At 52.6% G+C, this 17,640-nt stretch carries 14 protein-coding genes; 3 read left to right on the forward strand and 11 right to left on the reverse strand.

From position 1 onward, the window contains the following. Window positions 1-192: 192 nt before the first annotated feature. Together HMPREF3119_RS02915 and dnaQ are read right to left on the reverse strand one after the other, a co-directional pair. Window positions 193-465, reverse strand: coding sequence for a YkgJ family cysteine cluster protein (locus HMPREF3119_RS02915; RefSeq protein ID WP_170927038.1), 273 nt, complete (start codon window positions 463-465; stop codon window positions 193-195). Beyond that, the gene (gene dnaQ, locus HMPREF3119_RS02920) at window positions 447-1,181 is read right to left on the reverse strand and encodes a DNA polymerase III subunit epsilon (protein WP_024472710.1); all 735 of its coding nucleotides are present in this window, start codon (window positions 1,179-1,181) and stop codon (window positions 447-449) included. The genes HMPREF3119_RS02915 and dnaQ overlap by 19 nt, the downstream gene beginning before the upstream one ends. Window positions 1,182-1,242: 61 nt before the next feature. Between dnaQ and rnhA the strand changes: the two genes are divergently transcribed. Next, on the forward strand, window positions 1,243-1,713 hold the full coding sequence (gene rnhA, locus HMPREF3119_RS02925; RefSeq protein ID WP_032097832.1) for a ribonuclease HI: 471 nt from the start codon (window positions 1,243-1,245) through the stop codon (window positions 1,711-1,713). Between the two features lie 3 nt (window positions 1,714-1,716). Here the strand turns inward: rnhA and HMPREF3119_RS02930 are convergent, their stop codons facing one another. Next, window positions 1,717-2,448, reverse strand: coding sequence for a methyltransferase domain-containing protein (locus tag HMPREF3119_RS02930; protein ID WP_070578377.1), 732 nt, complete (start codon window positions 2,446-2,448; stop codon window positions 1,717-1,719). Window positions 2,449-2,488: 40 nt separating this feature from the next. Between HMPREF3119_RS02930 and gloB the strand changes: the two genes are divergently transcribed. Together gloB and mltD are read left to right on the forward strand one after the other, a co-directional pair. Next, entirely contained in the window at window positions 2,489-3,244 is a 756-nt protein-coding gene (gene gloB, locus HMPREF3119_RS02935) for a hydroxyacylglutathione hydrolase (protein ID WP_004235953.1), read from the forward strand. A gap of 83 nt (window positions 3,245-3,327) precedes the next feature. Beyond that, window positions 3,328-4,725 (forward strand): murein transglycosylase D, encoded by a 1,398-nt coding sequence (gene mltD, locus HMPREF3119_RS02940; RefSeq protein ID WP_070578380.1) that lies wholly within the window; start codon window positions 3,328-3,330, stop codon window positions 4,723-4,725. A gap of 227 nt (window positions 4,726-4,952) precedes the next feature. Here mltD and HMPREF3119_RS02945 read toward each other — a convergent pair whose 3' ends face one another. The 8 genes from HMPREF3119_RS02945 to dgt all read right to left on the reverse strand — a co-directional run bounded on the left by HMPREF3119_RS02945 (window position 4,953) and on the right by dgt (window position 17,597). Beyond that, window positions 4,953-6,338: an SLC13 family permease gene (locus tag HMPREF3119_RS02945; RefSeq protein ID WP_070578383.1), complete on the reverse strand. Its 1,386-nt coding sequence runs from the start codon at window positions 6,336-6,338 to the stop codon at window positions 4,953-4,955. A 334-nt stretch (window positions 6,339-6,672) separates the two neighbouring features. Next, on the reverse strand, window positions 6,673-7,971 hold the full coding sequence (gene eno, locus HMPREF3119_RS02950) for a phosphopyruvate hydratase (protein ID WP_004235956.1): 1,299 nt from the start codon (window positions 7,969-7,971) through the stop codon (window positions 6,673-6,675). Window positions 7,972-8,044: 73 nt separating this feature from the next. Beyond that, entirely contained in the window at window positions 8,045-9,682 is a 1,638-nt protein-coding gene (pyrG, locus tag HMPREF3119_RS02955; RefSeq protein WP_004235957.1) for a glutamine hydrolyzing CTP synthase, read from the reverse strand. 223 nt (window positions 9,683-9,905) lie between these two features. Then, window positions 9,906-10,694 carry a nucleoside triphosphate pyrophosphohydrolase gene (gene mazG / locus HMPREF3119_RS02960; RefSeq protein ID WP_004235958.1) on the reverse strand — a complete coding sequence of 263 codons (789 nt, stop codon included), beginning with the start codon at window positions 10,692-10,694 and terminating at the stop codon, window positions 9,906-9,908. A gap of 86 nt (window positions 10,695-10,780) precedes the next feature. Continuing rightward, window positions 10,781-13,015, reverse strand: a complete 2,235-nt coding sequence (gene relA, locus HMPREF3119_RS02965; RefSeq protein WP_004238882.1) for a GTP diphosphokinase — start codon at window positions 13,013-13,015, stop codon at window positions 10,781-10,783. A gap of 9 nt (window positions 13,016-13,024) precedes the next feature. Then, on the reverse strand, window positions 13,025-14,407 hold the full coding sequence (gene rlmD / locus HMPREF3119_RS02970; protein WP_083297242.1) for a 23S rRNA (uracil(1939)-C(5))-methyltransferase RlmD: 1,383 nt from the start codon (window positions 14,405-14,407) through the stop codon (window positions 13,025-13,027). 347 nt (window positions 14,408-14,754) lie between these two features. Further along, window positions 14,755-15,876, reverse strand: a complete 1,122-nt coding sequence (locus HMPREF3119_RS02975; RefSeq protein ID WP_070578386.1) for a glutamate-cysteine ligase family protein — start codon at window positions 15,874-15,876, stop codon at window positions 14,755-14,757. 209 nt (window positions 15,877-16,085) lie between these two features. After that, window positions 16,086-17,597, reverse strand: a complete 1,512-nt coding sequence (gene dgt, locus HMPREF3119_RS02980) for a dGTPase (RefSeq protein ID WP_070578389.1) — start codon at window positions 17,595-17,597, stop codon at window positions 16,086-16,088. Window positions 17,598-17,640 lie beyond the last annotated feature (43 nt).

Raw genomic sequence — 17,640 nt, forward strand, 5'->3', positions numbered from 1 at the left:
ATTCTAACCAACTGAACTACCGCTCCGTGTGTTCCTTTTCGGGAACGGTGCGGATAATACGATGCCGGTTCCCGTTCGTCAATACCTGATTTGTGTAAATCCATGCAATTGCACAGTTTTTCACCTGAATATACTGTTTTATACGGGTCACCGCACACGACACACGGTCTCCCGCAACGCGCTCATCCGGTTTCAGGGCGCGGTTTGTTTTTCCAGATCAAGCAGATAAATCATGGCCTCATCCCGGCTATCCCCGCACATTTCCCGCGAGGGCTGTAGTCCGCAGCAAACCGCCGGACGCAGCGGTGAGCCGAAAATCAGGCACAAATTCTGCTCCGATAACTGAACGCAGCGGGTATTGGCAGGTTTACCGTCCGGCATCCCCGGAATCGGTGATGAGATGGATGGCGCAGTACAGCAGGCACCACAGTCACTGCGGCAGGCAGTCAGCTCCGCCAGATGCACGGGTTCGCCCCTTTTTTCTCCGCCAGATCCAGACGCGCCTCGTGCGCGGCAATTTCCTCATCCGTGGCATATACCACCCGCAGACCGCTCTGCGGGCGGGTAACGCGCTGAATAGTCTGAACGTTCTCTTCGCCGCTGCTCTCATTATCCGCTGAAAAAGCCAGTGATGTCTGGCCGCCGGTCATTGCCAGATAAACATCCGACAGAATCTCGGCATCGAGTAACGCGCCGTGCAGCAGACGTTTTGAGTTATCTATCTGATAGCGGTCACATAAGGCATCGAGGTTATTACGCTTGCCGGGGAACAGCTGTCTGGCGAGCGTTAAGCTGTCAGTGATGGTACAGAATTCCGCGGTCGGCGGGATCCCCCGGTTCAGCTTGCGGAATTCATAATCCATAAAGCCGATATCGAAGGGCGCGTTATGAATAACCAGTTCTGCGCCACGGATAAATTCAATAAATTCATCCGCAATGTCAGCAAAAACCGGTTTGTCCATCAGGAATTCATCGCTGATCCCGTGCACGCCAAAGGCTTCCGGGTCCACCAGCCGGTCAGGCCGGATATAGAGATGGAAGTTACGGCCGGTCAGGCGCCGGTTGATCACTTCAACCGCACCGATCTCAATAATATTGTGCCCCTCGTAGTGGGCACCCAGTTTGTTCATACCGGTGGTTTCGGTATCGAGAACAATTTGTCGTGTAATATCAGTGCTCATAATGGCGTTTTGTGTCAGACTCAGGTAATTGCCAATCAATCAGAGGAAGAGTCTACCAGAGATGAGTGACAAGGTAGAAATTTTCACCGACGGCTCCTGCCTCGGAAATCCGGGCCCCGGCGGCTACGGCGCGCTGCTGCGTTATAAAGGCCATGAGAAAGCACTCAGTGAGGGCTTTTTTCTTACCACCAATAACCGGATGGAGCTGCTGGCCGCTATTGTGGCGCTGGAAACCCTGAAACGTCCGTGTGATATCGTGCTGACCACCGACAGCCAGTATGTCCGTCAGGGCATCACGCAGTGGATCCATAACTGGAAGCGGCGCGGCTGGCGCAAAGCGGATAAATCCCAGGTGGTGAATGTCGATTTGTGGCAGCGCCTGGATGCCGCCATCACCCGCCATCAGATTGACTGGCAGTGGGTGAAAGGTCACGCAGGGCACCCGGAAAACGAGCGCTGTGATGAACTCGCCCGTGCAGCGGCAGAATCTCCGTCACAGGACGATACCGGTTATCAGCCGGCAACGGAGTAATCCTCAGCGCCGTTTCAGACAGCGCGGCGGCGTCTGCTGGCGTGTCGCGCCCACCACATTGTTCAGTTTCGGCCGCAGCAGGCGCAGCTTCTGCGGTGTGAACGTCAGCGGCACCGTACGTTTACGGGCCACAATCACCCCCAGACAGCCGAAAATCCGCGCATGCCGGTTGCCGAAACTTGCCGGATCACACCAGGGGATCGGCGTGGTCAGCCGGTGATACATAATTTCGTAATTAAGCAGACTGAGCCAGTCGAGCATACGGAACTGTGAAAACATCCGGCTGCACTGCGGCTCCCGGTTCAGACGCCACGGGATCAGTTTGCGTGCCCCCAGCAGGCTCAGCGGGTTAAATCCGCTGATAATCAGCCAGCCGTCCTCAATCAGGACACGGTCAGCCTCACGCAGCAACCGGTGCGGATCACAGCTGTAGCCCAGATTATGTGCCAGCACACAGACATCCGCAGATTTGTCCAGAAACGGCAATTGCGCCGCCTCCCCGAATACCTGTAAGGTGTTACCCTGCGGTGCCACATTCACCTGATGCGGGATCATGCAGCTGCTGCTGTCAATTTCACAGCTCAGCGCGCCGATCTTAATCAGATGAAAACCAAACATTTTCGGCCACCAGGGCGCCAGCTGTGCTTCCAGCGATTGCCGGAAGCGGCGCCCGCAGGGAATATCGCACCACGAGTCCGGCATCATCAGAGTTTTTGTCGCTCGTGCAGAAAACATGGCTTTATCCTTGATTCACACTCAGAAAGGTGAGGTATCTATGGAGCTTATCAGAATTTCCGCGTTATCAGATAACTACATTTGGCTATTACGGGATAATGCGCACACCTGTATTATCGTTGACCCCGGCGTCAGTGAGCCGGTACTGAATACACTGCGGGAGCGGGGACTGATCCCTTCAGCCATCCTGCTGACACACCATCATGCGGATCACACCGGCGGCACGGCAGAGATTGTTTCACATTATCCCGGCCTGCCGGTTTACGGCCCCGCCGAAACCCAGCCGAAAGGCGCAAATCACTGCGTGCAGGATAATGACACGATTACCTGCGGCGGGCTGACATTTCAGGTCATGGCAGTGCCGGGGCATACACTCGGTCATGTGGCTTATTATTGCGAACCTTATCTGTTTTGCGGCGATACGCTCTTCTCCGGTGGCTGCGGCCGTATTTTTGAGGGCACACCGGCACAGATGTTCCGTTCAGTCAGCCGCCTTGCGGCGCTGCCGGATGAGACGCTGGTCTGCTGTGCGCATGAATATACACAGTCTAACCTCGCCTTTGCGCGCGCTGTCTGGCCGGAAAACCGTGATATTCAGGCATATCAGCAATATATTGCAGAATTACGTCAGAATCATGAAGCTACACTGCCCGTCACACTGAAAACAGAAAGGAAAATTAATGTTTTTCTTAACTGTGATAATATTGATCTGCAACATAATTTATCAGTAAGTAAACATACGGCGACGGCTGAGGAAACTTTTACGTCTTTACGCGCAAAAAAAGATCAATTTTAGCCGTAATCGTTGTCAGGGCGGAATAACACCAGTATGATTGCAAAACCTACAGACTGAAGAATAATAATGCTGATTCCGCCAACATGAAAATCAAAGCTACACTCCTTGCCGCCGCAATTTTGCTGGCGGGGTGTCAGACTGCGCCGCAGAAAACTGCACAGGACCCTCATTATCCTTCCGGTAACGGTTTTTTACTGACGGCCCGGCAGATGAACGCAGCAAAGGCATCCTCCGTCAGTCCCGAAGATGATATCTGGGGTTATATCCGCGATGAAATGAAAATGAACATCCCGGACAATGACCGCATACGCGCCGAAGAACTTTCTTACCTCGCCAAAAAGAGCTATCTCCACGATGTGACACTGCGCGCAGAACCTTACATGTACTGGATCATCGGTAAAATCGATGAACGTAACATGCCGATGGAACTGGTTCTGCTGCCCATAGTGGAGAGTGCTTTTAATCCGCATGCCACCTCACCGGCCCAGGCTGCCGGGTTATGGCAGATTATCCCGAGTACCGGCAAAGCAAGCGGGCTGAACCAGAACCAGTGGGTTGATGACCGCCGTGATGTGGCTGCCTCCACCACTGCCGCGCTGGATTTACTGGAGCGCCTGAATACTATGTTCGGCGGAGACTGGGCACTGACCCTGGCCGCGTATAACAGCGGTGAAGGCCGCGTGCTGCGCGCGATGGAAGCAAATGCCGCCGCCGGAAAACCAACAGATTACTGGTCATTATCCCTGCCGAAAGAAACCATGGATTATGTGCCGCGTATTTTTGCCCTGAGTAATGTTATCCGCAACAGTGACCGTAACGGTGTGAATTTACCGGTACCGGATGCAGAGCGCGCCCTGGCACGGGTGAATATCGGTCAGCAGATTTCCCTGGATGTCGCGGCACAGTTGCTGGATATGCCGGTTTCCAGACTGAAAGATTACAACCCGAGCCTGAAACGCGGTGTAACCTCACCGGCCGGTCCTCACTATCTGATGCTGCCGAAAACCAAAGTCGACCAGCTGATGAGCGCGTTATCTGATGACGCAGTACTTGATGATATCCGCACAGCGGTCGCAAGAAACAATCAGCGAACTGAACAGCTGAGTTCGCCGGCTGGCCGTGCACAAGCTGCGAAATATAAAGTGAAAAGCGGTGATTCGTTCTACGCCATTGCCAACCGCCATAAGATGACCGTCGCTGAACTGAAAAAGCTGAACGGACTGAAAAGCGCTGCGGTTCTGAAACCGGGACAAACGTTGCAGGTGAAAGGCAGCCCGGTGGTGAAACCATCTAAAGCCGCCACCAAAAATGCTATGCGTCTGGCGAAGTATAAAGTGCGTCAGGGTGATTCTTACTACAGTATTGCGCAGCGCCATGGTGTGACACTGAAAGAGCTGATGTCCTGGAACAGTAAAGTCAAAATGAAGGACTTGCATCCGGGTATTGAGCTAACGGTTTATGTTGCCAATAAACGCGGCTGATAATCACTGAATCACCACGCTTTATCTGAAGCCCTGCATGACGCAGGGCTTTTTCATATCCGGTGATACCTGAATGTCTTTCCGGGTGCTCTTCTTCTTTCCCGCACTTCTGCGATATCAGTACATCCGCACCGATATTCTTTGTTGCCGGTATAAAAAAACCCGCTGATAAATCAGCAGGTTTTCTGTGTTGAACTTTGCTTTCGTGTTTATTATCAGCTGTGCTGTTATACCCAGAACAACCAGGCAAAGGCTGAGATAACAATGATACAGGCGATATTCAGCACACCACCGACCCGCACCATCTCAGACTGTTTGATAAACCCGGTCCCGAACACTATCGCATTCGGCGGCGTCGCCACCGGCAGCATAAAGGCACAGGATGCACCGATACCGATAATCATGGTCAGTGCCATCACCGGCATTCCCAGACCATCTGCCACACCGGCAAAGATAGGTACCAGCAGTGCAGCACTCGCGGTGTTACTGGTGAACTCCGTCAGCACAATAATAAAGGTGGTGACAGCGATAATAATCACCAGCCAGCTGCTGTTACCAAAGGAGGTTTTCATCCAGTCCGCCATCACTTCACTGGCACCGGAATCTTTCAGGATCATACTCAGTGTCAGACCGCCGCCGAACAGGAACAAAACTCCCCACTCGGTGTTGTTCTGAATCTGTGACCAGCTGGCCACCCCGGTAATACCAATCAGGGCTGCGGCACTCAGGGCGATAATAGTATCGAAATCTTTAATTTTACCCAGCAGATCACTCAGTGGTGCACTGCCGATCCAGCAGATAACAGTCAGACCGAAAATACCAAGTGTCAGCAGACGTTTTGGTGTCCACTGAACCTGTTCCACTTCAATTTCAAAACGGGCATCGAGCTTCGGACGTAACATCAGGTACATAATACCGAACATAATCGGCATCAGGATCAGTACCATCGGAATGCCGTATTTCATCCAGGTGAAGAAGTCCATTCCCAGCTGGTTTGCGGCAATAATGTTCGGCGGGCTGCCGACCATGGTTCCCAGACCGCCGATACTGGCGCTGTATGCCACGCCCAGCAGCATAAACACGAACGTGTTACGGTCGTGACGGATATCGAGGTTCCCCAGAATACCCAGCACCAGCGGTAACATCATCGCGGCGGTTGCGGTGTTACTGATCCACATGGACAGCGCACCGGTCACACTGAACAGCAGAATCACTGCCGCCCATAAACGACCACGGGCAATCAGCAGCAGGCGGTTGGCAATCAGGCGATCCAGTCCCTGAATATGCAACGCCGTCGCCAGCGCAAAACCGCCGAAGAACAGGAAAATAGTCGGACTGGCAAAAGACTGTAATGCCTTACCTGCGCCCAGTAATCCGAGAAACACGGCCAGAATCGGGATCAGTAACGCGGTCAGCGTGACATGAATCGCCTCAGTCAGCCATAAAACAGCGACGAACACCATCAGCGCCAGCCCGGCGTTCTCTTTGTCGCTGTAGGGCAGGTATTTCAGCAGCAGTATCAGCACCACGATGTCCAGAGCCAGTATGATGAGTCCCTTTGTATTAAAAGAACCCAGCCCGGTGGATTGGGTGAGCGTTTCTGAAGCGTCCATGATAATTCCCTCAGTAGGATGAAAAAGTATTCACGAAACCGATTGCTGTCATAGTTTAATAACCGGCATTTTTGCGTGAATGCTAAAAATGTTAAACAATTTATCTTCATGTGAAATATAAAAAGTATTAATAACAAAATACATCACAAATCGTCCGTTTTGCGATCTGAGGCAACAGAATAAGTAAAAAAACTTGTCATAGCATGGTAAATGACCAGTTTTAGTCATTGAGAGAACGGATAGAAAGCGGGGGAATATTCGTAAGATAAGATAACGCGGTCATAAAAAAAGGTGTGCCCGCCGGACACACCTTTTTTAACATTCACAGTAACAATTACTGACCTTTGATCTCTTTGCGGCCGTGGAACGGAGCACGTTCGCCCAGCGCTTCTTCGATACGGATCAGTTGGTTGTACTTGGCAACACGGTCAGAACGGCTCATAGAACCGGTTTTGATCTGGCCTGCTGCGGTACCGACAGCCAGGTCGGCAATCGTGGCATCTTCGGTTTCACCGGAACGGTGAGAGATAACGGCAGTGTAACCGGCGTCTTTTGCCATTTTGATAGCAGCCAGTGTTTCGGTCAGTGAACCGATCTGGTTGAATTTAATCAGAATGGAGTTAACGATACCTTTTTCGATACCTTCTTTCAGGATCTTGGTATTGGTCACGAACAGGTCATCACCGACCAGCTGGATTTTATCGCCCATGACTTTAGTCTGATACGCGAAACCATCCCAGTCAGATTCATCCAGACCATCTTCGATAGAGACGATCGGATACTCTTTGGTCAGCTCTTCCAGGTAGTGAGTGAATTCCTGAGAGGTAAAGGTACGGCCTTCGCCTTTCAGTTCATACATACCGGTTTCTTTGTTGTAGAACTCAGATGCTGCACAGTCCATCGCCAGGGTAACGTCTTTGCCTAACTCGTAGCCTGCTGCTTTAACGGCTTCTTTGATGTCAGCCAGCGCTTCTGCGTTAGAACCCAGGTTTGGTGCATAACCACCTTCATCACCCACAGCGGTGTTCATGCCTTTAGCTTTCAGCACTTTTGCCAGGTGATGGAAGATTTCAGAACCCATGCGGACAGCTTCTTTCAGAGAAGGCGCGCCGACAGGCTGGATCATGAATTCCTGGATGTCCACGTTGTTATCAGCGTGCTCACCACCGTTCAGGATGTTCATCATCGGCAGCGGCATAGAGTATTTGCCCGGAGTGCCGTTCAGTTCTGCGATGTGTGCGTACAGAGGTAAACCTTTTGATGCGGCAGCAGCTTTGGCGTTTGCCAGAGACACAGCCAGAATCGCGTTTGCACCGAAGTTGGATTTGTTTTCAGTGCCATCCAGGTCGATCATGATCTGGTCAACTTTTGCCTGATCTTTGGCATCCTGACCCAGCAGCGCCTGTGCGATCGGACCATTTACCGCGCCGACTGCCTTCAGAACACCTTTACCCAGGAAACGTGATTTATCACCGTCACGCAGTTCCAGCGCTTCACGGGAACCGGTAGATGCGCCTGACGGAGCAGCCGCCATACCCACAAAACCGCCTTCCAGGTGTACTTCAGCTTCTACAGTAGGGTTACCGCGGGAGTCGATGATTTCACGGCCGATCACTTTAACGATTTTGGACATTAGGTTTTCCTCAGTACAAGTTAAATTTTCAGATAAGTAACCGGCACTTACAGCCGGTCACTCACCTCACATCTTATTTTAGCAGACCTTTCTGGTTATCAGAGGCTGCCTTGACAAAACCTGCAAACAGCGGATGACCATCACGCGGGGTAGAGGTGAACTCCGGATGGAACTGACAGGCCACAAACCACGGATGGTTCGGGTTCTCGATGATTTCCACCAGTTTGTTGTCCACTGAGCGGCCCGCAACCAGCAGACCCGCATCTTCAAGACGCTTCAGTAACATGTTGTTCACTTCATAACGATGACGGTGACGTTCAGTAATCGCATCTTTGCCGTACAACCGGCGAACCAGGGAATTGTTCGTCAGGTGGCATAACTGACCGCCGACACGCATTGTACCGCCGAGATCACTCTCTTCGCTGCGGACTTCAATATTGCCGTCTTCGTCGCGCCATTCGGTGATAAGCGCAACGACCGGGTACTTACAATCAGCATCAAATTCCGTGGAGTTCGCGTCATCCATACCGGCCAGGTTACGGGCAAAGTCAATCAGTGCCACCTGCATTCCCAGGCAAATGCCCAGATACGGAATGTTGTTCTCGCGGGCATAGCGGGCAGTCATAATCTTACCTTCCACACCACGGGAACCAAAACCGCCCGGCACCAGAATCGCATCCAGACCCTGTAACAGTTCTGTACCGCGGGTTTCCACATCCTGAGAATCAATCAGTTTGATGTTCACAGTGACGCGGTTTTTCAGGCCGCCGTGTTTCAGTGCTTCGATAACGGATTTATAGGCATCCGGCAGTTCAACATATTTGCCGACCATCCCGATGGTGACTTCACCTGACGGATTGGCTTCCTCATAAATCACCTGCTCCCATTCGGAGAGATCTGCCTCAGGAGCATTAATGCTGAATCGTTTACAGATATAATCATCTAATCCCTGGGATTTCAAGAGGCCGGGGATTTTATAAATGGAATCTACGTCTTTCAGACTGATCACTGCTTTTTCAGGAACGTTACAGAAAAGCGCGATTTTGGCGCGTTCGTTAGCAGGAATCACTCTGTCTGAACGGCAAATCAGCACATCCGGCTGAATACCGATGGATAATAATTCTTTCACTGAGTGCTGAGTCGGCTTGGTTTTTACTTCACCGGCAGCCGCCAGATACGGAACCAAAGTCAAATGCAGATATAAGGTGTGTTCACGGCCGACTTCCGCCGCCATCTGACGGATAGCTTCCAGGAACGGCAGTGATTCGATATCACCGACAGTCCCGCCGACTTCCACCAGCACCACGTCATGACCTTCACCGCCACGGATGATACGATCTTTGATTTCGTTGGTGATGTGCGGGATAACCTGAATGGTGGCACCGAGATAGTCGCCGCGGCGCTCTTTGCGCAGAACTTCAGAGTAAACACGTCCGGTGGTGAAGTTATTGCGGCGGGTCATTTTGGTGCGGATGAAGCGCTCGTAGTGACCTAAGTCGAGATCAGTTTCAGCGCCGTCGTTGGTGACGAAAACTTCCCCGTGTTGGGTCGGGCTCATGGTTCCCGGATCGACGTTGATGTACGGATCCAGTTTCATCATGGTGACATTGAGTCCACGGGCTTCGAGTATAGCCGCTAAAGAGGCTGCGGCAATGCCTTTACCCAGAGAGGATACGACCCCGCCGGTCACAAAAATATAATTAGTTTTCATGCTGAACCTGAAAGTTTAGGTGTAATAGATGATGGATATAACAGGACGGGAAAATAGTATACCCTAACCTTATTTTGGCGACAAATAATCTCGTCACCTCTTTTCGGTTATGCGTCGCTCCCGGGGCGGTAAAAACCGCCTTTTTACACTAACTAATCAACGTCTTACATTTTATAAAAAACTTTTCATTCTCCGGTAAAATCATTAGCTGAAAGCATTAAGCTTACCCCTCACGGGATTTAACATCCTGCCAACTTTTCTCCATTTCATCAAGTGTTGCTGATTCCATGGTCAGTCCGCGGGCGGCAATATCGCTCTCCACCTGACGAAAACGGTTCTCAAACTTACGGCAGGCTTTTTGTAACACCATTTCCGGTTTATGTCCCAGATGACGGGAAAAATTCACCACTGCGAACAGCAAATCACCCAGCTCTTCAGCCACGCGCTCATCATTCACCTGCGGCTGATTCACTTCCTCCATCACCTCATCCAGTTCCTCATACACCTTGCCGAGCACCGGCGGAAGTGTGTCCCAGTCAAATCCGGCAGACGCACAGCGTTTCTGGATTTTATAGGCCCGCATCAGGGCAGGCAGTGTTGCCGGGATATCATCCAGCAGGGAATACTGTGATTTTTCAGCGCGTTCGGCACTTTTTCGCTGCTCCCAGCCGGAAATGGCCGCTTCCGCGCCGATCCCCTGCTCACGGGCAAAAATATGCGGGTGGCGGCGGGTCAGTTTGTCACTGACAGCGGCGGCGATATCCTCAAAATCAAAACGCCCTTCTTCTTTCGCCATCTGCGCGTAAAACACCACCTGGAATAATAAGTCACCTAACTCACCTTTCAGATCGTCAAAATCCGCCCGCTCAATAGCGTCCAGAACCTCATAGGTCTCTTCCAGGGTGTAAGGGGCGATAGTGGCATAGGTTTGCGCTTTGTCCCACGGACAGCCGTTTTCCGGGTCGCGTAACTGCGACATGATCGCCAGCAGGCGCTCAACTGATACAGACATGTGATTAATTCCTGAATATGATTTCCGGGAGTGATAAAAAAAGCAGACCGGAGTCTGCTTTTCAGTGTAACCGATTTCCGGCCGTTTTACTGAGTGTGACGTTTTGCCTCAATCACATCCGGCAGCTGGTTCAGTTTTGCCAGCACACGGCTGAGGGTCTGGATATTGTAGATTTCCATATCCATATCGATGGTGGCAATCTGCTGTTTTACATCACTGTGGCTGCGCACCCCGAGAACATTCACTTTCTCGTTGGCCAGAATGGTGGTGATATCGCGCAGCAGGCCGCTGCGGTCATTTGCCACCACCCGCACCACCAGGGAATAGCCGCTGGAGTAACTCGCACTCCAGACCGCTTCCACCAGACGTTCCGGTGCCTGCTCCTGCAATTCCGCCAGCTGTTCGCAATCCGCGCGGTGGATAGAAATTCCCCGGCCTTTGGTGATAAAGCCGACGATATCATCCCCGGGAATCGGCTGGCAGCAGCGGGCGATGTGATGCATCAGGTTACCGACGCCCTCAACCACAATACGGCCGCTGCTCTGGTGAGCCGGTGCCGGTTTGGCCGGCGGGGCTTTTTCCAGGGTTTTCAGCGCTTCACGATCGGCTTCTTCCGCAGTCGGCTTGTTCAGTTTGCTTTGCAGGTAGTTCGACAGCTGGTTAATGCGGATATCACCCACACCAATACCGGCCAGCACTTCATCCAGCGAGTGAACGTTATAACGGGCGATCAGCAGTTTTTCCGCCTCTTTCAGGCTGATATCCTGCGCGGCCAGTTCGTTGTCCAGCATCTGCCGGCCGGCGATAATATTTTTATCGCGATCCTGCTTGCGGAACCAGTTATGGATCTTGGCACGGCCCCGGCTGGTGGTAACATACCCCAGGTTCGGGTTCAGCCAGTCACGGCTCGGGTTCGGCTGTTTCTGGGTGATCACTTCAATCTGATCGCCCATCTGCAACTGGTAACTGAACGGCACAATACGGCCGCCGATTTTCGCGCCGATGCAGCGGTGACCCACATCGCTGTGGATATGGTAGGCGAAATCGAGCGGAGTGGAGCCTGCCGGTAAATCCACCACATCCCCTTTCGGGGTAAAAACGTAAACGCGGTCATCAAATACCTGACTGCGCACTTCATCCAGCATTTCGCCGGAATCGGCCATCTCTTCCTGCCACGCGATCAGTTTACGCAGCCAGGCGATACGGTTCTCGTAACTGCCGGTTTTGCCGCCGCCTGCGGTACCTTCTTTGTATTTCCAGTGCGCGGCAACGCCGAGTTCCGCATCCTCATGCATCTGCCGGGTGCGGATCTGAATCTCCAGGGTTTTACCCGCCGGCCCCAGTACCACGGTATGAATCGACTGATAGCCGTTCGGTTTCGGGTTCGCCACATAGTCATCAAACTCATCCGGCAGATGACGGAAATGGGTATGAACAATCCCCAGCGCGGCGTAGCAGTCCTGAAGACGCTCCACCACAATCCGCACGGCACGGACATCAAACAGCTCATCAAAGGAGAGCGATTTTTTCTGCATCTTGCGCCAGATACTGTAGATATGCTTCGGCCGTCCGTAGATCTCGGCCTGAATGCCCTCTTCTTTCATATCGTTGCGCAGGGTCGTGACAAAGTTATCAATATACTCTTCGCGGTCAAGACGGCGCTCATGCAGCAGGCTGGCAATGCGTTTGTAATCATCCGGGTGCAGATAACGGAAGCAGTAATCCTCCAGCTCCCATTTAAGCTGCCCGATCCCGAGGCGGTTCGCCAGCGGGGCATAAATATTGAAACACTCTTTGGCGGCCAGAACGCGCTCATCCTCACCGGCATCTTTCACTTCGCGCAGATGGGCTATCCGCTCTGCCAGTTTGATAACCACGCAGCGGAAATCTTCCACCATGGAGAGCAGCATACGGCGGATGTTATCCACCTGCACCGAACTGGTTTCGTCGTTATGGGTGGCTTTCAGCTGACGGATAGCATCCATATCCATCACACCTTTGACCAGCAGCCAGATAGCGGAACCAAAGGCTTCGCTTATCTCTTCCTCTCCGAGGATCTCCGCTTCGGCCAGCGGAAAAAGCAACGCTGCGCGCAGACTGTCGAGATCCATACTGAGGGTGGATAAAATCTCCACCATCTCAATACCGCGCCCGAGCAACAGCGCCGCATCCTGATGTCCATCAACCTTCTGATGACAGTAATGCCAGACCTCTTCCAGTTTTTCACCCGTCACCGGGTTATGCAGCCCGAGGCTGTTAATCCAGTGTGCCGGGTCAAACTCACCGGCCGGTGTTAAATGCGCACTTCTTACCGCGACCATACATTCTCCCTACTGACTGACCGGTGGTGTCTTTGTGAAAAGCACCATCGACTCCAAATGGCCGGTTTGCGGAAACATATCCAGCATACGGACAGCATTCCGGTGATACCCGGCACCATGCAGAACCTGACTATCCCTTGCAAGTGTTGTGGGATTACAGGAAACATAAACGATGCGCTCAGGGGAAAGCGCAACAATATGCGGCATAATCTCAGCCGCCCCGGCACGCGCCGGATCCAGTAATACTTTGTTAAACCCGGAAGCCGCCCACGGCTCCCCGGTAATATCCTGCGACAAATCCGCGTGATAAAATGCGGCATTCGCCAGATTATTGAGACGGGCATTCTCCCGTGCCGTGCGGACCAGCGCATCCACGCCTTCCACCCCGACAACCTCACCGGCGCGTTCCGCCACCGGCAGCGTAAAATTACCCATCCCGCAGAAGAGATCTAACACGCGATCGTGTTTTGTCAGCTCCAACCAGTTCAGCGCCTGTGCCACCATCAGCTCATTCAGGGCACCGTTCACCTGGATAAAATCCTGCGGACTGAACTGTAATTTTAACCCGGCTACCGCGTAATGCGGAGGATACGGCGCACAAACTGCCACAGGCGGTGTACCGGCACTGCCCTGCAGATAAAGCGCGGTATTGTGTTCAGCACAAAACGCCGTCAGTGCGGATAAATCCGCATCACTGAGCGGTGCCAGATGACGCAGCACCAGCAGCGGACCGCTTTCGGTATCTGCCAGTTCCGCGTGACCGAGTTCCGGTGCGGCGGCCAGAGACGACAGACAGCGCTGTAAGGGTACCAGTAATGCCTCCAGACGCGGAACCAGTACCGGACACTGTGTGACAGCAACCGTTGATTTGCTCTGCGCCTGACGGAATCCCATGGTCAGCTGTTTTGTTTTCGGGGAATACACCAGCGCCAGCCGCGCCCGGCGGCGGTAGCCGTACTCTTCTCCGCTCAGAACAGGAACCTCACCGCACGCCTCACCTGTTTCGCGGGTCAGCAGATACGCGAGATACGCCGCTTTGGTTTCCCGCTGCATGGCAACCGGAATATGCTGCTGCTGGCAGCCGCCGCACTGTCCGTAATGACGGCAGGCTGGTTTGCGGCGCGCCGGGTTATCAGACAGGCGTTTCACCACACTGCCTTTGGCATAGTGACGCTTTTCTTCCGTCAGCCTGACCTGTGCGGACTCACCCGGCATCAGATCCGGGATAAAAACAGTTTTTCCCTGAAGGCGGGCAATGCCCTGCCCGAGGGCATCGAGAGAGTCAGCGGTGACTGTGACAGTCCGGGACTGCCGCGGGGTCTGACGGGGCTGAGAATAAAATTGCGCCATAATGATAAAAAACGTTGTCTGTGAGGCCGGTGATTTTCCCATAAAGCAGCGTATTGACCAACGGATTCTTCGGATACACTGCAAATAACACGTCATGGACCGGTAAAAAATGCATGGCGCTGATTATACCATACTGCCGGATAGTGCCTCAGCACTATTTGTTAAAAGGATAAATGATATTTATCGTTACACATCAGTGCTGCCGGTTTCATTATTTATAATGCCTGATACCGCACCACCCGCTGAATAATACGCAATATCAGCCACTGATAAATAATAAATTTACATGAACTTACCGGTGCTGATTTTTTTGGCACAAAAAAAACCGTTATTTAAAAAATAACGGTTTATTGTTACCGGCAATAAAAATGTATCCTGATATGACAGCGTTATGCATCCTGCTCCAGCCACAATCCGCCGAAATGCATTAACTCCCCGCTGACCAGGAAACGGGTGATCATTTCATCCGCCGGGGTCATTCTGTTTGCCAGACGTTCACTGAGTAACTGCAGCCGCGCCGCTTCATTCAGCAGGCCATGCTGCTCCAGCGCGCGCCGGGCGGCGATAAGCAGTGTCTCAACCACCGTGGAAACAGTCAGGTCGGCAAACGGCTCGCGGGCAATCGCATTAAAGCGGGCGTCCGGCTGCACGCTGTAATTAAAGGAAATGGTGTCATCCAGCACCAGCCCGAGGATCCACGCACAGAATGCGCCCATCAGCGCCGGGTCCGGAACCGCATCGAACGCTTTGAATTCAATCCGACCGTGCTCACCCTCGTTACGTGCCGGATAAATAAAGTCATGCGGATACACCGCCGAGTTGGTCAGGAACCCTTTACAGGCCGGACGGTGACAACTGCGCAGTGCGGTACGGCGGGATAAACCGCCCCATAACTGCCCGTTTTCCAGCGGACCGTTCAGCGAAAGCGCCACCAGGTACGGTGCAAAGAACGTCAGTTTTTCAACCGCGTGCACAACACGGGCGTCACTCATTTCCGGCACGGAAATATTGATATCCGGCCCGCAGGTCTGCATTACCAGATCCGCGTGGCGGAAAGCAGCGTGCTCCTCACGGAACGCTTTTTCCCATGCATTCAGCGGCGGATTAAACTGATAGCGCGGCGAAACCGGATGATAAGCACTGATTGCCAGCCCCAGCCCGCACGCTTTCAGACGTTCACTCAGCTGCGCTTCAATAATCTGCAGGGAATCCAGTGCCGCTGTCACCGACTTTGCCGGTGGCGTGCGGATTTCTATCCCTTTGATAACCTGGGCAATGAGTTTGCCTTCCGGTGAAAACCGCTCATCGCCCTCAACATACCAGTAACCGGCTTTAATCCCCGCATCACCCTTATGCAGCGAGGCATCATCCATCCCCGGGCGGTTATTCAGTGCAGGCGCCAGCTCTGACAGGGTAATATTGTCAAAGGATTTAATACCGGCGGCACTTTTATTCCGGTACTGTGTCAGCCAATATTCAAATTCAATCCCGACCCGATACTCTTTTTGCATACGTGATGTAATCCCGGTTAATACTTTTGGTGCGACGGTATAGCCCCTGAAACGAATTCAGGCTGCGACAATATGATGAACAGATCCGCCGCCGAATACAGTGAATCTATTTCAGCAACACCTGCGGATTAATCGTAGCAACAATTCCGGTAATATTGAACCGGAATTGTCATGTCATTTGTGCGAAAGTGCTGTCATTTATCAGCAGCTTACTGACAAACGGAGAAACGCCGGAATTCTTCGTAAGCGTAATGGTCGGTCATACCGCTGATATAATCCTGAATCAGCCTGGCGCGGTAATAAAATTCCAGGATGGTCTGCTCTTCCGGCGGTTTATCTGCCAGTGCGGCAACGGCTTCCCCGTAGGCCGCCCGCTGCTTGCGTGACAGCTTATGTAACAGCCGGGTTTCGATAAAATAGTGTTTGTGGAAGTTTTCACGGACCAGATCGGCGAAATCCGCCTGCGGCATCATTAACAGCGGCCGGTAAAAATCCAGCAGGCCGTTGATGATCCGGAATCCCTGTAATTCAAGCTCTTCCACTTCGTGGTGGGTAAACACATATTTAAACGCGACCCGTTTCAGGGTTTTCAGCAGACGGTGCTCTTCACTTTTATCTTCCAGCAGCGCCTGATTGTAAGTACCCGCAAACACGGCGGGCAGATTATCGATAAAGCGCTGCGCGGTATACGGCACCAGTTTATTGGTGATATAGACCCGCAGATACATAAAAAACTGATCCTGCGGGCTGCGGTGCTGACTGCGGGTAAGCGACTGATACGCCTGCTCAACGGTATCGCGGAACAGCGCGGAATCCGCAGAGCCTTCCAGCGCCTGCCACTCCTGGCGCAGATAGGTCACCAGGGTATCCGGGGTCAGAATACCTTTCTCCACCGCATCATCCAGGTCAGCAATGCAATACGAGATATCATCCGCCGCTTCCATAATATAACTAAGCGGAAAACGGCAGAACTCACCGAGCTGTAATTCATCACGCAGCCGCTGAATCAGGGTATTTTCAGACCAGTAATAGCCCGGTTTTTTGGTGAGATAATCGAACTCCTCCGGCACCGGTTCTAACTGCCAGGCAGGACGGGTATATTTCAGCACACTGCCTATCTGGGCAAATGTCAGATTCAGTTTCAGCAGATGGTGTGCCATCCGCATTCCCTGGGCATTGCCCTCAAACAGGCACAAATCACGACGCAACTGACGGCGCAGATGATCCGATTGCGGTGAGCCGGTCAGGCGCAGTGCGGCAATCTGACAGTTATCCTCATCTCCGGTCTGCGGCTCGCCGAGCAGATTACTGAACCATTTCTGAATCGCCGCCTCCCCGAAATGCCCGAACGGCGGGTTGCCGATGTCATGCATCAGACACGCCATTTCAACCACACTTTCAAAGGCATCCGTACGCTCATCCAGGCCGTATTCTTCCAGTTTTTGTGATTGTTTCAGCTGACTGAGGATCGTTTTGGCGATATAGCGCCCGACCTGCTGCACTTCCAGGGAGTGTGTGAGACGGCTGCGGACAGCGGAATTCTGCTCCAGCGGAAACACCTGAGTTTTCTGTTGCAGACGACGGACAGCGGCAGAATTGATAATACGGCCGCGATCACTTTCAAATGCCTGATTCACCAGAAACTCTTGTGCAGATTCCTCCGCAGAAGCACCAAACTGGCGGTGAAAATTCAGCTTCTTTTTAAAATCAATAACCGGCACGTCGCCTCCGTCTTCTTATCCGCACGGGAAAAGACACCACCCG

Origin of the sequence: Morganella sp. HMSC11D09 (genome assembly GCF_001807955.1) — a bacterium.
Classification (GTDB): domain Bacteria; phylum Pseudomonadota; class Gammaproteobacteria; order Enterobacterales; family Enterobacteriaceae; genus Morganella; species Morganella morganii.

Coding starts and splice junctions, on each gene's coding strand:
- dnaQ (WP_024472710.1), bottom strand. CDS start 1,181: ATGAGCACTGATATTACACGACAAATTGTTCTCGATACCGAAACCACC.
- rnhA (WP_032097832.1), top strand. CDS start 1,243: ATGAGTGACAAGGTAGAAATTTTCACCGACGGCTCCTGCCTCGGAAAT.
- HMPREF3119_RS02930 (WP_070578377.1), bottom strand. CDS start 2,448: ATGTTTTCTGCACGAGCGACAAAAACTCTGATGATGCCGGACTCGTGG.
- gloB (WP_004235953.1), top strand. CDS start 2,489: ATGGAGCTTATCAGAATTTCCGCGTTATCAGATAACTACATTTGGCTA.
- mltD (WP_070578380.1), top strand. CDS start 3,328: ATGAAAATCAAAGCTACACTCCTTGCCGCCGCAATTTTGCTGGCGGGG.
- HMPREF3119_RS02945 (WP_070578383.1), bottom strand. CDS start 6,338: ATGGACGCTTCAGAAACGCTCACCCAATCCACCGGGCTGGGTTCTTTT.
- eno (WP_004235956.1), bottom strand. CDS start 7,971: ATGTCCAAAATCGTTAAAGTGATCGGCCGTGAAATCATCGACTCCCGC.
- pyrG (WP_004235957.1), bottom strand. CDS start 9,682: ATGAAAACTAATTATATTTTTGTGACCGGCGGGGTCGTATCCTCTCTG.
- mazG (WP_004235958.1), bottom strand. CDS start 10,694: ATGTCTGTATCAGTTGAGCGCCTGCTGGCGATCATGTCGCAGTTACGC.
- relA (WP_004238882.1), bottom strand. CDS start 13,015: ATGGTCGCGGTAAGAAGTGCGCATTTAACACCGGCCGGTGAGTTTGAC.
- rlmD (WP_083297242.1), bottom strand. CDS start 14,407: ATGGGAAAATCACCGGCCTCACAGACAACGTTTTTTATCATTATGGCG.
- HMPREF3119_RS02975 (WP_070578386.1), bottom strand. CDS start 15,876: ATGCAAAAAGAGTATCGGGTCGGGATTGAATTTGAATATTGGCTGACA.